The 13254-nt window shown below is 75.3% G+C and carries 14 protein-coding genes and 1 pseudogene; 9 read left to right on the top strand and 6 right to left on the bottom strand.

All coding sequences use genetic code 11. The features are described from left to right. Positions 1 to 47: 47 nt before the first annotated feature. From rplS to RM555_RS06970, 6 genes and pseudogenes are all read left to right on the top strand, one after another. Positions 48 to 404 carry a 50S ribosomal protein L19 gene (gene rplS, locus RM555_RS06995; RefSeq protein ID WP_089001547.1) on the top strand — a complete coding sequence of 119 codons (357 nt, stop codon included), beginning with the start codon at positions 48 to 50 and terminating at the stop codon, positions 402 to 404. Positions 405 to 588: 184 nt separating this feature from the next. After that, positions 589 to 1463, top strand: a pseudogene (lepB, locus tag RM555_RS06990) (signal peptidase I). A 9-nt stretch (positions 1464 to 1472) separates the two neighbouring features. After that, on the top strand, positions 1473 to 2093 hold the full coding sequence (gene lepB, locus RM555_RS06985; protein ID WP_151457074.1) for a signal peptidase I: 621 nt from the start codon (positions 1473 to 1475) through the stop codon (positions 2091 to 2093). A 48-nt stretch (positions 2094 to 2141) separates the two neighbouring features. Further along, positions 2142 to 2669 (top strand): NUDIX hydrolase, encoded by a 528-nt coding sequence (locus RM555_RS06980; RefSeq protein WP_311410945.1) that lies wholly within the window; start codon positions 2142 to 2144, stop codon positions 2667 to 2669. Next, the gene (locus tag RM555_RS06975; RefSeq protein WP_132232688.1) at positions 2663 to 3475 is read left to right on the top strand and encodes a ribonuclease HII; all 813 of its coding nucleotides are present in this window, start codon (positions 2663 to 2665) and stop codon (positions 3473 to 3475) included. The genes RM555_RS06980 and RM555_RS06975 overlap by 7 nt, the downstream gene beginning before the upstream one ends. Next, positions 3472 to 3795, top strand: a complete 324-nt coding sequence (locus tag RM555_RS06970; protein ID WP_007075222.1) for a DUF2469 domain-containing protein — start codon at positions 3472 to 3474, stop codon at positions 3793 to 3795. The genes RM555_RS06975 and RM555_RS06970 overlap by 4 nt, the downstream gene beginning before the upstream one ends. Before the next feature lie 106 nt (positions 3796 to 3901). Here the strand turns inward: RM555_RS06970 and RM555_RS06965 are convergent, their stop codons facing one another. Then, complete coding sequence (locus RM555_RS06965) at positions 3902 to 5008, bottom strand: sulfite oxidase (RefSeq protein ID WP_311410944.1); 1107 nt, start codon at positions 5006 to 5008, stop codon at positions 3902 to 3904. Positions 5009 to 5215: 207 nt separating this feature from the next. Here RM555_RS06965 and RM555_RS06960 point away from each other — a divergent pair, with 207 nt between their 5' ends. Next, on the top strand, positions 5216 to 5941 hold the full coding sequence (locus RM555_RS06960; RefSeq protein ID WP_311410943.1) for a murein hydrolase activator EnvC family protein: 726 nt from the start codon (positions 5216 to 5218) through the stop codon (positions 5939 to 5941). On the opposite strand, the gene RM555_RS06955 is transcribed toward RM555_RS06960, so the two are convergent. After that, positions 5829 to 7010 (bottom strand): aminotransferase class V-fold PLP-dependent enzyme, encoded by a 1182-nt coding sequence (locus tag RM555_RS06955; protein WP_311410942.1) that lies wholly within the window; start codon positions 7008 to 7010, stop codon positions 5829 to 5831. The genes RM555_RS06960 and RM555_RS06955 overlap by 113 nt on opposite strands. A 132-nt stretch (positions 7011 to 7142) precedes the next feature. On the opposite strand from RM555_RS06955, the gene RM555_RS06950 reads away from it, so the two are divergent. Then, positions 7143 to 7727 carry a GNAT family N-acetyltransferase gene (locus tag RM555_RS06950; RefSeq protein ID WP_311410941.1) on the top strand — a complete coding sequence of 195 codons (585 nt, stop codon included), beginning with the start codon at positions 7143 to 7145 and terminating at the stop codon, positions 7725 to 7727. Between the two features lie 198 nt (positions 7728 to 7925). On the opposite strand, the gene RM555_RS06945 is transcribed toward RM555_RS06950, so the two are convergent. Next, on the bottom strand, positions 7926 to 9080 hold the full coding sequence (locus RM555_RS06945; protein WP_311411033.1) for a tyrosine recombinase XerC: 1155 nt from the start codon (positions 9078 to 9080) through the stop codon (positions 7926 to 7928). A 554-nt stretch (positions 9081 to 9634) separates the two neighbouring features. On the opposite strand from RM555_RS06945, the gene RM555_RS06940 reads away from it, so the two are divergent. Next, positions 9635 to 9970 carry a hypothetical protein gene (locus RM555_RS06940; RefSeq protein ID WP_311410940.1) on the top strand — a complete coding sequence of 112 codons (336 nt, stop codon included), beginning with the start codon at positions 9635 to 9637 and terminating at the stop codon, positions 9968 to 9970. A gap of 26 nt (positions 9971 to 9996) precedes the next feature. Here RM555_RS06940 and RM555_RS06935 read toward each other — a convergent pair whose 3' ends face one another. The 3 genes from RM555_RS06935 to RM555_RS06925 are packed head-to-tail and all read right to left on the bottom strand — an operon-like array spanning position 9997 to position 13134. Beyond that, the gene (locus tag RM555_RS06935) at positions 9997 to 11205 is read right to left on the bottom strand and encodes a DNA-processing protein DprA (protein WP_311410939.1); all 1209 of its coding nucleotides are present in this window, start codon (positions 11203 to 11205) and stop codon (positions 9997 to 9999) included. Beyond that, positions 11202 to 12722 (bottom strand): YifB family Mg chelatase-like AAA ATPase, encoded by a 1521-nt coding sequence (locus tag RM555_RS06930; RefSeq protein WP_311410938.1) that lies wholly within the window; start codon positions 12720 to 12722, stop codon positions 11202 to 11204. Before RM555_RS06930 ends, RM555_RS06935 begins: the two co-directional genes overlap by 4 nt. Before the next feature lie 52 nt (positions 12723 to 12774). After that, on the bottom strand, positions 12775 to 13134 hold the full coding sequence (locus tag RM555_RS06925) for a YraN family protein (protein WP_121396090.1): 360 nt from the start codon (positions 13132 to 13134) through the stop codon (positions 12775 to 12777). Between the last annotated feature and the right edge of the window lie 120 nt (positions 13135 to 13254).

Here is a 13254-nt window from a genome sequence, read left to right as displayed (position 1 = left end):
CCGCGCACCGATTGACGGTGCGCCGTGAGCCTCACGAGGACGCAGCGATGAACATCCTGGACGCCCTTGACGCCCAGTCGAAGCGCACCGACCTCCCCGACTTCCGTGCCGGTGACACCGTCAAGGTGCACGCCCGGGTCGTCGAGGGCAACCGGTCCCGTGTCCAGATCTTCCAGGGCGTCGTCATCCGCCGCCAGGGTGACGGTCTGCGCGAGACCTTCTCGGTCCGCAAGATCAGCTTCGGTGTCGGTGTCGAGCGCACCTACCCGATCAACAGCCCGGCGATCGACCGGATCGAGGTCGTGACCCGCGGTGACGTCCGCCGCGCCAAGCTCTACTACCTGCGCGAGCTGCGGGGCAAGAAGGCCAAGATCAAGGAGAAGCGCGAGAAGCAGCCGAGCTGACCTCGCGCTCGCCACGCCGCCCGAGCTGCGCGTATGTCGTACCGACCGGACCGCACTACCCTGGTCGCTACGGGCGCAGCCGGGCGACGTCCCGCCACGACGGCGGAGCGACGACCACTACCGCCCGGGGAGCCCCGACAGGGTTCCCGGGCGGTAGTGTCATTTCTGCTGACCGGAGAGTGGCGTGGTGCAGACGCTTGACGAGGACGGCGCCGTCGACCCCTGGCGACGGCGCGCCCGCCGGCCCCGCCGACAGATGCCCCTCTGGCAGGAGCTGCCGCTGCTGCTGGTCGTCGCGTTCTGCCTCGCGGTGCTGATCCGCACCTTCCTGCTCCAGGCGTTCTTCATCCCCTCCGGCTCGATGGAGGACACCCTCCTCGTCGGGGACCGGGTCCTGGTCAACAAGGTCGTCTACGACGTGCGCGACCCGGTACGGGGCGAGGTCGTCGTCTTCCGGGGCACCGACCGCTGGGCCCCGCAGGTCGCCGAGGGGCCGGAGCCCGGGTTCGCGGGCAAGCTCAGCCGGACCGTCGGCGACCTGGTCGGCGTCAGCCGCCCCGGCGAGAAGGACTTCATCAAGCGCGTCATCGGCCTGCCCGGCGACCGGGTGACGTGCTGCGACGCCGAGGGGCGGGTGCTGGTCAACGGCACGCCGCTCGACGAGTCGTCGTACGTCCTGCGCGACTCGCCGCTCGACATCCCGCCCAACCCCCGCGAGTGCCGGTCCCGGCGCTTCGACGAGGTCGTGGTCCCGCCCGGGCAGATCTTCGTCATGGGCGACCACCGGATGGTCTCCCAGGACGCCCGCTGCCAGGGCCCGGTGCCGATCGAGAACGTGGTGGGCCGGGCGTTCACCGTGGTCTGGCCGTCGTCGCGCTGGAACGCCCTGTCGGTGCCCGCGACCTTCGACGACGTCGCCGACCCGCCGGCCGCCTCCACCGGCGCCCCGCCCCCGGTCCGACCCACGCCGGACGGCGATCTGGTGCTGTTCGCCCCGACCGCTGTCGCGCTCGCCGTTCTCGCGCGTTCCGGACGGTGGCGTCGGGTCGGGCAACGTAGGCTCGTGCCGTGATTGACGAGCAGACCGACAAGCCGCGCAGTTCCTTCTGGAAGGAGCTGCCCATCCTCCTGGGTGTGGCGATCCTGGTCGCGGTGCTGGTGCGCGCCTTCGTGCTGCAGACCTTCTTCATCCCCTCCCCGTCGATGGAGAACACTCTCCAGATCGACGATCGGGTGCTGGTCAACAAGCTGGTCTACGATTTCCGGTCCCCGCACCGGGGCGAGGTGATCGTCTTCAAGGCCCCCATGGAGTGGAGCGCCAACCCCGACGGCGAGGACTTCATCAAGCGCGTCATCGGCGTCGGCGGCGACCACGTGGTCTGCTGCGACGCGCAGGACCGGCTCGTGATCAACGGCAAGTCGCTGGACGAGCCCTACATCTACCCCGGCGACAAGACCGCCGAGGAGTTCGACATCACCGTCCCGAAGGGCCGGCTCTGGGTGATGGGCGACCACCGCGAGGCGTCGGGCGACTCGCTGGAGCACTGGCAGCAGTCCGGTCAGGACATCACCGTCGCCACGATTCCCGAGGGCGAGGTCGTGGGGCGGGCCTTCACCGTCTTCTGGCCGTTCGGCCGGGCCACCTGGCTGAGCGTCCCGAAGCCGTACGAGGCCATCCCCGAACCGTAGGGGCCGCCGGGCGTGTGCGTTGTCGGCGGCGTCTGGCAGGCTGGTGCGGTGACCGTCTACACCCCCCGGCGTGCGGCGCGCGTCCTGCTCGTCGACGCGGCGGGTCGGGTGCTGCTCTTCTGCGGCTCCGACCCGGCCCGTCCCGAGCACGGGCGCTGGTGGTTCACCCCCGGCGGCGGCCTGGACGAGGGGGAGACCTACCCCGAGTGCGCGGCGCGGGAACTGGCCGAGGAGACCGGGCTGCGGCTGCCGGCCCCGGCGTTCGGGGCGCCCGTGCACCGCGACGTGACGGAGTTCCCCTTCGACGGCGTGTGGTACCGGCAGGAACAGGAGTTCTTCCTGGTGCGGGTGGCGGGCCACGAGGTCGACACCGCCGGCTTCAGCGAGATCGAGCGGGCCACCGTCGCCGCCCACCGGTGGTGGTCGCCGGACGAGCTGACCGCCAGCGGCGAGCGGTACTACCCGCCGGACCTGACGACGGTGCTGGCCCGGGCGCTGGCCGCCGCGCCCGCGCCGACGGTCGGGGTGGGCGGGCGCCAGGAGGGCGTCGAGGGCCAGGAGGGCGCGCCGTGCTGACGCCCCCGCGCACGGTGGTGCGCCGCGAGGGTGGGCTCTACGCGCTGGAGCGCGCGTTGCAGCGGCGCGGCTTCCGGCACGTCGCCGGGGCCGACGAGGCGGGTCGCGGCGCCTGCGCCGGGCCGCTGGTCGCCGCCGCCGCGATCCTGCCCGAGGGCCGGCGCGGCGAGATCGACGGGCTGGCCGACTCCAAGCTGCTCACCCCCGCCAGCCGGGAGCGGATCCACGACGAGGTCGTGGCCCGCGCGTTGGCGTACGCCGTGGTGGTGATCCCGGCCGAGGAGGTCGACGAGCGGGGCCTGCACGTGAGCAACCTGGCCGCGATGCGTCGCGCGCTGGCGTCGCTGACGACCCGCCCCGACTACGTGCTGACCGACGGCTTCGGCGTGGACGGCCTCGACGTGCCGGGGCTGGCCGTGTGGAAGGGCGACCGGGTGGCCGCCTGCGTCGCGGCGGCGAGCGTACTCGCCAAGGTCACCCGGGACCGGATGATGGTCGAGCTCGACGGGGCGTTCCCGGGCTACGGGTTCGCCGAGCACAAGGGTTACATCACCGCGGAACACACCGCGGCGCTGCGGGACCGGGGGCCGTGCCGGGAGCACCGGTTCTCGTACGTCAACGTGGCGACGGTGTCCGGTCGCGACGGCGCCCCACCCCGGGCGCGTCGGCCGGCGGACGCGAGGCGGGACGAGCCGATGGAGCGCTCCTGCCCGCCAGGGGGTACCGTCGGCGTGGCGTTGGGCGAGCAGCCTCGGCCTCCGGCGTCGGTGGGGGAAGATGTGGTCATGGAAGGCGGAGTGCGATGAGCGCGGAAGACCTCGAGAAGTACGAGACCGAGATGGAGCTCCAGCTCTACCGGGAGTACCGCGACATCGTCCGCCAGTTCTCCTACGTGGTGGAGACGGAGCGCCGGTTCTACCTGGCCAACCAGGTCGACCTGCACGTGCGCAACTCCGACGGCGAGGTCTACTTCGAGGTCGAGATGCACGACGCCTGGGTGTGGGACATGTACCGTCCCGCCCGGTTCGTGAAGAACGTCCGGGTGATGACCTTCAAGGACGTCAACGTCGAGGAGCTGGAGAAGCCCGACATCTCGCTGCCCGCCGACTCCGGCTTCGGCGGCTGACCCACCGCTCCGCCGCCCGCCCGGTGGCCCCACCGCCGGTCGTACGAGCCCGTCGGCGCCCCCACCGCCGCGCGACCGTCGTCCCGCTTCTCCCCGGCAGCCCGGTTCACCCCGCCAGCACCACGACCTCGACCCGCTGGACGAGGTTGTTGGCGAAGCCGCCCCGGTTCCACGGCTGCTCGACCGGTTGACTGCGCCCGGAGGCGTCGGTGGCGCGGGCCCCGAGGACGTGCCGCCCCGGCTCCGCCGTCCACTCGTAGCGCCACCGGCGCCAGGCGAACTCCCCGCCGACCTGCTCGTCCAGGATGGCCGGTCGCCAACTGGCCCCGCCGTCGGTGGTCACCTCCACCGAGACGACCGGGGCGTGGCCGGACCAGGCGCGTCCGTCCAGCGTGCACGGACCGGGCCGCAGCATCCGGGTGCGGGACATGAAGTCGGGGAAGCCGGGCGGCCGGACCAGCGCCCGCGGCTCGATCCTGGTCACCGGCACCCCGGGGGCGTCCGCGTCCCGCCGCAGCCGGTAGGCGACCGCGTTCTGGTAGCCGTCGAACGCCTCGGTGCGCACCTCGATCGCGCGCAGCCACTTGACGTGCGCCATGCCGTACCAGCCGGGCACGATCAGCCGTAGCGGGGCACCGTGCTGCGGCAGCAGCGGAGCGCCGTTCATCTCGTACGCCAGCAGCACCTCCTCGCGCAGCGCGTCGGCGGCCGGCAGCGCCCGCTGGTAGTCCTGCTCGACGCCGCGTTCCACGCCGTGGTCGGCGCCCGTGAAGACCACGTCCACGGCGTCGGCGGCGATCCCCGCCTCGCGCAGCAGCGGCGCCAGCGGGGTGCCGGTCCACTCCGCGTTGCCCACCGCCTCAACCAGCCACGGCTGGCTCACCGGCCGGGGGTGCAGCAGGGCGCGCCCGTTGCCGGCACACTCCAGCGTGACCCGGCGGGTCACCCGGGGCCGCTCGCGCAGCGCCGCGAGGTCGAGGGTCAGCGGCCGGTCCACCGCGCCGGCCACCGTCAGCGCGTGCGCGTCCGGGTCGAGGTCGGGGATGTCGTAGTGGATGAGCAGGTAGTGCAGGCCGGCCGGGGTCACGTCGTAGCGCAGCGCCTCCAGCGGGATGCCGTGGTTGCGGGCGGCGAGCTGCAACTCCTCGGCGGTGATGCCCTCGCCGGGTTCCGCCACGCGGGAGGGCCCGCTGGCATCGTGCACAGTGGTCATCGAGGGCCTCCCCGGGCCGGACGGCGGCGGCTCCACCGTGCGCCCGTCCCAGCCTAGGGCCTCGCCGGCGCTGCCGGGCACGCCCAGGAACCAGCGCGCCTAGCAGATCGCCCGGCCCTCCGGGGGGCCGTCCACAGGCCGACCGTCGTCCACAGGCGAGGGTGCCGGGGGTGGCGGGGACGGGCGGGCGCCGCGCAGGCTGCGCCCATGCGACCTGCCGCCCGTACCTCCGTCGCGCTCTGCGCTGCCCTGCTGTCCCTCGGCCCCGCCGCGCCCGCCGCCCGGCCGGTCCCGGCGGCGGGGCGACCGCTCGTCCCAACGGCACCGCCCGGTATCGCGCCGCCCGGTATCGCGCCGCCCGTGATCATGACGGCCGTGGTCGCGCCTGCCGGTGCCCTGCGGTTCCGGTGGCCGCTCGATGGCGTCCCGCGCCCGGTGCGCCGGTTCGACCCGCCGCCCCGGCCGTGGCTGCCCGGACACCGGGGCGTCGACCTGGCCGCCGCGCCGGGCGCGACCGTGCGGGCCGCCGGCGCCGGCACGGTGCTCTTCGCCGGTCTGGTCGCCGGCCGTCCCGTCGTCACCGTCGGGCACGCCGACGGGCTGCGGACCACCCACGAGCCGGTGTCGCCGGCGGTCCGGCCCGGCGAGACACTGGCGGCCGGGGCGCCGCTGGGCACCCTCCTCGCCGGCCATCCGGGCTGCCCCGCTCCCGCCTGCCTGCACTGGGGGCTGCGGCGCGGCGCCGACTACCTGGATCCGCTGGCGTTGCTCGGCCTGGGACCCGTGCGGCTGCTGCCGCTCGACGGGGACGATTCCGCCCTCAGCGCTGGGCGAGCAGCGGGGGCAGCCGCACCGCGAGCCGCTCGTACTCGTCGGGGGTGTTGTAGACCTGGGCACAGAGCCGCAGCCAGCCGCGTCCGTTCCAGGCCATGACGGCGACCTCGGTGGCGAGCCGCTCGGCGATCCGTTGCCGCAGCGCCCGCCCCGCGTCGAGCGTGGTGCCCAGGCCCGCCGGCAGCGGCACGATCCGCATGGCGATCCCCGGTCCGCCGGGGTCCGGCAGATCGACGGGGGCCACCCCGAGCGCGTCCCCCAGCAGCCGCTGGCCGTACGCCGCCAGCGCGGCGTTGTGCCCGCGTACCCGGTCCACGCCGAGACTGCGCAGCGTGAACAGGCCCACCGGCGCGGCCAGCCAGCCCGTGTAGTCCTGCGTCGCCGACCACTCGACGCGGCGGGGGAACCCGGACTCCTGCTCCCAGGAGACGACCAGCGGTTCGATCCGTTCCCGCCACGGCGGGGCGACCGCCAGCACGGCGGTGCCGCGCGGCGCGTACGCCCACTTGTGCAGGTTGCCCACCCAGAAGTCGGCGCCGACGTCGCCCACCGGTGCCGGAAGCATGCCCGGGGCGTGTGCGGCGTCGACGAGGACCGGTATCCCGTGCTCCCGGGCCACGCCGACGATCGCGGCGACGGGGAAGAGCCGGGCGGTGGCCGAGGTGAGCTGGTCCACGACGAGCAGCCGGGTCCGGCCGGGGCGCAGCCCGGCGCGGACGATCTGGACGATCTCCTCGCCCGAGGCGGCCAACGGGACGGGCAGGGTCCGGCTGACCGCCCCCGTACGCCGGCACTCCCGGGCGATGGCGAGGCCGACCGCGCCGTAACCGTGGTCGGTGGTGAGCACCTCGTCGTCCGGACGCAAACCGAGGGACTGGAGCACCACCGCCACGCCGGTGGTGACGTTCGGGACGAGGGCGGTGCCGTCCGGGTCGGCGCCCAGGAAGGCGGCCAGGTGCCGGCGGGTGTGGGCGATCCGGTCGACCAGGCCCTGTGTGAAGAAACGCAGCGGGTTGGCCTCCATCTCGTCGCGCAGCCGCTGCTGCGCCCGCTGCACGGCGATCGGTACCGCGCCGAACGAACCGTGGTTCAGGTGGCTGACCGCCGGGTCGAGCGAGAAGAGCAGGCGGGCTGCCGCGATCGGCTCGGGCGGCTGCGGGAGGCTCACCCGGTGATCGTAGCGACCGGTCGATCCATCGCCGCCGTTCCGCCGGGTACGGTCCGCCGGACGCCCGCCCGGGACGCGGTTCCATCGAGCCCCTGCCGGTCGACCGTCCTCGATCCCGGAGAATCGCTGGTCATGGACGTCGAACTGCGCTGGCCGACCGCCGCCGACCGGCAGCTGCGCGCCGAGGTGCACCGGGTGCTGCACGCCGTAGCCGAGCGGGGCGGCGCGATCGGGTACGCGGTCCCGCCCGGCCGCGCCGAGACCGACGCCTGGCTGGACGGGGCGCTCGGTCTCGTCGACGCCGGCGACGCCGCGCTGGTCCTCGCCGTGCTCGACGGCCGGGTGGTGGGCACCGGGTCGTGGCGGCGCGGTCCGAAGCCGATCTTCACCCACTACGCCGACCTGGAGAAGGTCACCGCACATCCCGCCGCCCGTGGCCGCGGCATCGGTCGGCTCGTCACCGGCGCGCTGATCGACGACGCCCGCAAGGCCGGCGTCGAGACCCTCGCGCTGGGAGTGCGCGGCAACAACCACGGTGCCATCGAGCTGTACGAGCGCCTCGGCTTCCGCGAGTGGGGTCGGCTGCCGAACGTCATCGAGGTGGGCGACGAACGCTACGACGACGTGCGGATGTGCCTGGACCTCGGGCGCGAGCCGCACGTCGTGCTCCGCGGCTCGGCCCCCGACGGGCCGGGCTCATCGCCGCGCCGGACCTGAGCACCCGCCCCTGCCTGCGTGGAAGGTCGGGTCCGGCTGCTCGGGTCCGGGCCGCTCGCGCCCGACCCGGCTGCTCGCGCCCGACCCGGCTGCTCGCGCCCGACCCGGCTGCTCGGGTCCGGGCCGCTCGCGTCCGGGCCCGGCTACCCGGGGCCTGGTGCAGGCCGCTCGGGTCCGGGTGGCCTACGACGGCGGGACTCAGGCGCGTGGGTGGGCCTGGCGGTAGGCGGCGCGGAGCCGCTCGACGGACACGTGTGTGTAGATCTGGGTGCTCGCCAGGGACGAGTGCCCCAGCAGTTCCTGCACCGCCCGCAGGTCGGCGCCGCCCTCGAGCAGGTGGGTGGCCGCCGAGTGGCGCAGCCCGTGCGGGCTGATCGGAGGCAGGCCAGCGGCCTCCGCGTACTCGCCGACGATCCGCCGTGCCGTCGTCGGGTTGAGCCGTCCGCCGCGGGCGCCGAGCAGCAGCGCGTCGCGGGAGTGCGGTGCGGCCAGCGCCGGCCGGCCGTGGCGCAGCCACTCGTCGAGCGCCCGCTGTGCCGGCACCCCGTACGGCACGGCCCGTTCCCGGCCACCCTTGCCGAACACCCGCACGACCCGTCGCGCGTGGTCGACGTCGGCGACGTCGAGGCCGCACGCCTCGCTGATCCGCACCCCCGTGCCGTAGAGCAGCTCCAGCAGCGCCCGGTCCCGCAGCAGTACCGCCTCGGCGACGTGGTCGGCCGCAGGGGGAGGACCCGACGACTCCGGCGACGCCGGCCCGGACCCGTCGTCGTTGGGCGACGCCGGTCGGGAGCCTTCCCCCACGGGCGGTTCCGGCCGGGAGCCCTCGTCGGTCGATGCTGGCTGGGAACCCTCCCCATCGGGCGGTGCTGGTCGGGGGCCCTCCCCGTCGGGTGCCGACGGTGCTGAGTCGTCCTCGTCGGGTGACGGCGGTCGGCAGTCGTCCTCGGCGGGGGATGGCGGCGCGGCCGGGGCGAACCGGCCCGGCGCTTCGACCAGGGCGGCCGCCTGGTCGGCACGCAGCACGGTCGGCAGGTCCCGGTGGGCGCGCGGGCTGGACAGGGCGCCGGCCACGTCGGCGGAAAGCAGCCCGCAGCGGTGGGCCCACGCGCTGAACGTCCGCGCCGAGGCCGCCCGGCGGGCGAGCGACGTCCGTGCGGCCCCCATCGTCCGCTGCTTGGCCAGCCAGCTGCGCAGCACGGCGAGGTCCAGCTCCGGCAGTTCGGCGCAGCCCATCCGGTGGGCGTGGTCCAACAGCGACACCACGTCACCGACGTACGCCCGGACGGTGTGGGCGGACCGGTTGCGCACGGCGGCCAGGTACCCGGCAAAGTCGTCCACCGCCTCGCGCATCGCCGGTGGGAGCGCCTCGTGGGTCGCCCGGGTGCCGTTCGCCTCCCGGCTCACCGCGATCCCCTCGCCGCCACCCGCCGGGTGCCCGGTGCGCCTCGCGTGCGCGTCCCTGCCACGCCGGGCCGAGCTGCGAACGCCGCCTGGCGGGGCCGAGCTGCGAACGCCAGCTGCCCGGGTCGAGCTGCGGGCGTCGCCTGGCCGACCCGCACGGGAGGCCGCACCCCTCGGTACACCTGGGTGCGGATCGAGGCCGTGGTGGCGATGGGCGTCGGATCCTCGGGCGGCACGGGACCAGCCTACGGTCGCCCGACGCCACCGGCAGGCCACCGGGCCGGGCACGGCACTGGCCGTCCGACGCCACCTCGCTGGACCGGGCCGCCCGCGCACCGAGGCGGCGACCGGCCGTGCGGGCTCGCGGGTGCTCCCGGCACGGACGCGCGGCCCGGGTGGTGGATTGCGTCGGCCGGTGCGCGCAGACTTGTCGTACCAACGGGTGTGGGCCCTGGCCGTGGTCGCCGTGCGACGGGACCAGGCTCGACGAAGGGGGACCGGACATGGGGGTGGACGTCGTCCTCTACCGGGCGGTCGTGGTGGGCTCCGACCGGCGTCGCCTCGTGCCGGCCGAGGTGTTGCCCGATCCCGACGACGTACTGCTGAACCTCGTGCGGTGCGTCCGTGGCACCGGGCGTACCCCTCTGCTCGACCGGGTGGATCCGGTCGGCGAGCTGGTGGTCCCTGCCGACCAGGCGCCGCAGCTCCTCGCCGAGGTGCGCTGCCTCGCCGAGGTGGCCCGATCGACGCCGGAGCTGACGCACGTGCGCCGGCTGGACCGGTTGGCGCGGCGCTGCCGGCAGGACCGCGCGATGGAGATCCGCTTCGAGGGTGACTGACGGCGGCTCGCGGTCCGTCCGGCGGTTCACGGTCCCCCCGGGGTCGCCGGTCGTCCGGCGGTCGCGTTTCCGGCCGGCGGGGGCACGAGGGCGTAGCCGTCGTCGCGGCGGAGCACCAGGGCCAGCTCCTCGAGCATCGACAGCTTCCGCAGCGCGGTGCGGACGGGCACCCCGGCCCGCGCGGCGAGCACGTCCACACCGACCGCGCCCCGGCGGGGCAACGCCTCGACGACGGCCCTCGCGTCGTCGTCGAGCAGATCGGCCGGCTGCTGCGGGCCGCGCGGTACGGGCGCCAGGTCGCCGATCCGCCCGACCTCCTCCAGCACCTGCGCGACGCCGGTCACCAGCCGGGCCCTCGGATACTCCCGCAGCGTCTCGTGTGCGCCGACGGACATCGCCGACGTGACCGGGCCGGGCACCACCATGCTGGGCTTGCCCAGGGCGAGCGCCCGGTGGGTGGTCTGGGTGGCGCCGCTGCGGGCGGCCGCCTCCACCAGCACCGTGCCGAGGGTGCCCGCCGCGATCACCCGGTTGCGGATGAGGAACCGGGGCCGGAGCGGATCGGCTCCCGGCATCCACTCGCTGACCAGCAGCCCCGTGTCGGCGATCCGGTCGAACAGCGCCGCGTTGCCCATCGGGTACGGGCGGTCCACGCCGCAGGCGAGCACCGCCACGGTCAGGCCACCGGCGTTGAGCGCGCCCCGGTGGGCCGCGGCGTCGATGCCGAAGGCCCCGCCCGAGACGACGGTCCAGTCCCGGTCGGCCAGCCCGTAGCCGAGTTCCGTGGCGACGTGCGTGCCGTACCCGGTGGCGGCGCGGGCGCCGACGACCGCGACGGAGCGGTCGAACGCCTCTGCGAGCGGCCACGAGCCGCGTACCCAGAAGCAGAGCGGCGGGGCGGTCTCGATGTCCACCCGACGGTAGGCGCCGGGCAGCCGGAGCCGGCGCAGGTCGCCGACCCGGACGGGCCACTCGTCGTCGCCGGGGACGACGATCCGGGCGCCGAGGCGGTCCGTGCGGGCCAGCGCCTCGGCCGCGACGCCCCGGGCGTCGCCGGCCGCGCTACGGGCCGCCACGGTGTTCCGCAGCGTCTCCTCCGGCGCGCCCCCGTCGAGCAGGAGGTCGAGCGCCGCCACCGGGCCGAGCCGGTCGACCAGCCGGTGCACCGACCAGGTGCCCGGCTCGGCGAGCCAGGTGAGCGCCACCCTGGCCAGGGTCTCCTCGTCGGTGCTCACGCCGCGTCCCCCGTCCTCAGTTGGATGGCCTCCCGGACGTCCTCCCGGTCGGGGCGGTCCCGACCGTCCAGGTCCGCGATCGTCCAGGCCAGGCGGATGATGCGGTCGAAGCCCCGGGCCGACAGCGACCCGGCGTCCAGCCGGACCCGCAGCTCCGCCGTGTCCGGGCCGGGCAACCGCCAGGGCGGGCGGCGCAGGTACGGGCCGGGTATCTCGGCGTTGAGCCGGTGACCGAGCACCGCCCAGCGGGTGGCCGCCGCCTGCCGGGCCACCGCCACCCGCGCGGCGACGGTGGCGGAGGGCTCGCTGTCGACGGTGGCCTGCATCAGTTCGGCCGCGCGGACAGGTGGCAGCTTCACCTGCACGTCGATCCGGTCCAGCAACGGCCCGGAGAGCCGGCTGAGATAGCGCCGCCGGGCCTGCGGCGGGCACTCGCAGTACGCGTCCCCGGCCGGCTTGGCGCACGGGCAAGGGTTGGCCGCCAGCACCAACTGCGTACGGGCCGGGTACTCGGCGCCGCCCCGGCTGCGGGCCAGCCGGACCCGGCCGTTCTCCAGCGGTTGGCGCAGCGCCTCCAGTGCGCCCCGGCTGAACTCGGGCGCCTCGTCGAGGAAGAGCACGCCCCGGTGGGCGAGCGAGATCGCGCCGGGGCGGGCAAGCCCGGAACCGCCGCCGACCAGCGACGGCACCGTCGCCGTGTGGTGCGGTGCCTGGAACGGCGGGCGGCGCAGCAACCGGCCGCCCGGTGGTAGCAGCCCGGCGATGGAGTGCAGCGCGGTCACCTCCAGCGCGGCCTCGTCGTCCAGCTCGGGCAGGATCGACGGGAGGCGCTCGGCGAGCATGGTCTTGCCGGCTCCCGGCGGCCCGACCAGCGCCAGGTGGTGCCCGCCCGCCGCGGCCACCTCCAGTGCCCGCCGGCCCAGCCCCTGCCCGGCGACCTCGGCCAGGTCGGGCCCGCCGCCAGCCGGCGACGGGTCGTCCGGTTCCGGCTCGATCAGGGGCGAGCCGTCGCGGATGAAGCTGACCAGCCGGTGCAGCGTGTCGACCGCCCGGACCCGGACCCCGGGGACGACCGCCGCCTCGGCGGCGTTGCCGGCCGGGACGATCACCTTCCCGACGCCGGCCCGGGCGGCCGCGGCGACCATCGGCAGCACACCGCGTACCGGGCGGACCGTGCCGTCGAGGCCCAGCTCGCCCAGGACCACCACGTGTTCCAGGGGCAGCAGCGGCAGCTCGCCGGATCCGCCCAGCAGGGCCGCCGCGATCGCCAGGTCGAACGCGGAGCCGAACTTCGGCAGGTCGGCCGGCAGCAGGTTGAGGGTGATCCGCCGGTTGGGCCACCGCTGGCCGGAGTTGACCACGGCCGCGCGGACCCGGTCCCGGGCCTCGTGCAGGGCGGTGTCCGGCAGCCCCGAGATGACCACCGCAGGCAGGCCGGCGGCCAGGTCGGCCTCGACCTCCACCAGGTGCCCGGTGACGCCCACCAGGCCCACGCAGAGCACCTTCGCGTAGCTCACGACCCCACCCGCCGTCGCTCGACGCCGGATCCGGTCCGGTCGGGTCCACCCATCAGAACGCCCCCTTGAGGTGCTCGACCCGGGCGGCGCCGGCGCCGGTCAGGCGTACGGAGACGACGTCGAAGCGCACCTCGTCGGCGGTGGTGCCGGTGTCGGCGAGCCACCGGGCGGCTAGCCCACGCAGCCGCCGCGCCTTCGCCGGTACGACCGCCTCCGCCGGCGGCCCGAACTCGTCGGTGCGGCGGGTCTTCACCTCGCAGAAGGCGAGCACCGGCCCGTCCCAGGCGATGATGTCGATCTCTCCGGCCGGGCAGCGCCAGTTTCGGGCCACCGGGCGCAGTCCCGCCCCGATCAGGTGCCGGACGGCGCACCGCTCCCCGTACGCGCCGACCGCCTGGTTCCGCTTCGTCATGTCCGGCACGGTGCACCCGGCGGGCGGGCAACCGCCGCCCCGTGCCCCGGAACCTGTGGATGACGGACGCACTGTGGACGAACGGACGATCATGCCCTCGTCGTGCTACGTGGCCCGCCT

The sequence above is a fragment of the Micromonospora reichwaldensis genome, from assembly GCF_031845925.1.
In the GTDB taxonomy this organism is placed as follows: Bacteria; Actinomycetota; Actinomycetes; order Mycobacteriales; family Micromonosporaceae; genus Micromonospora; species Micromonospora reichwaldensis.
This window is presented reverse-complemented; position numbering and strand designations above follow the sequence as displayed.

Bases quoted from the DNA above. Each gene is read 5' to 3' on its own strand.
- RM555_RS06960 (WP_311410943.1), top strand. From the start codon at position 5,216: ATGCGACCTGCCGCCCGTACCTCCGTCGCGCTCTGCGCTGCCCTGCTG.
- RM555_RS06970 (WP_007075222.1), top strand. From the start codon at position 3,472: ATGAGCGCGGAAGACCTCGAGAAGTACGAGACCGAGATGGAGCTCCAG.
- rplS (WP_089001547.1), top strand. From the start codon at position 48: ATGAACATCCTGGACGCCCTTGACGCCCAGTCGAAGCGCACCGACCTC.
- RM555_RS06945 (WP_311411033.1), bottom strand. From the start codon at position 9,080: ATGCGCGAGGCGGTGGACGACTTTGCCGGGTACCTGGCCGCCGTGCGC.
- RM555_RS06925 (WP_121396090.1), bottom strand. From the start codon at position 13,134: ATGACGAAGCGGAACCAGGCGGTCGGCGCGTACGGGGAGCGGTGCGCC.
- RM555_RS06940 (WP_311410940.1), top strand. From the start codon at position 9,635: ATGGGGGTGGACGTCGTCCTCTACCGGGCGGTCGTGGTGGGCTCCGAC.
- RM555_RS06965 (WP_311410944.1), bottom strand. From the start codon at position 5,008: ATGACCACTGTGCACGATGCCAGCGGGCCCTCCCGCGTGGCGGAACCC.
- RM555_RS06950 (WP_311410941.1), top strand. From the start codon at position 7,143: ATGGACGTCGAACTGCGCTGGCCGACCGCCGCCGACCGGCAGCTGCGC.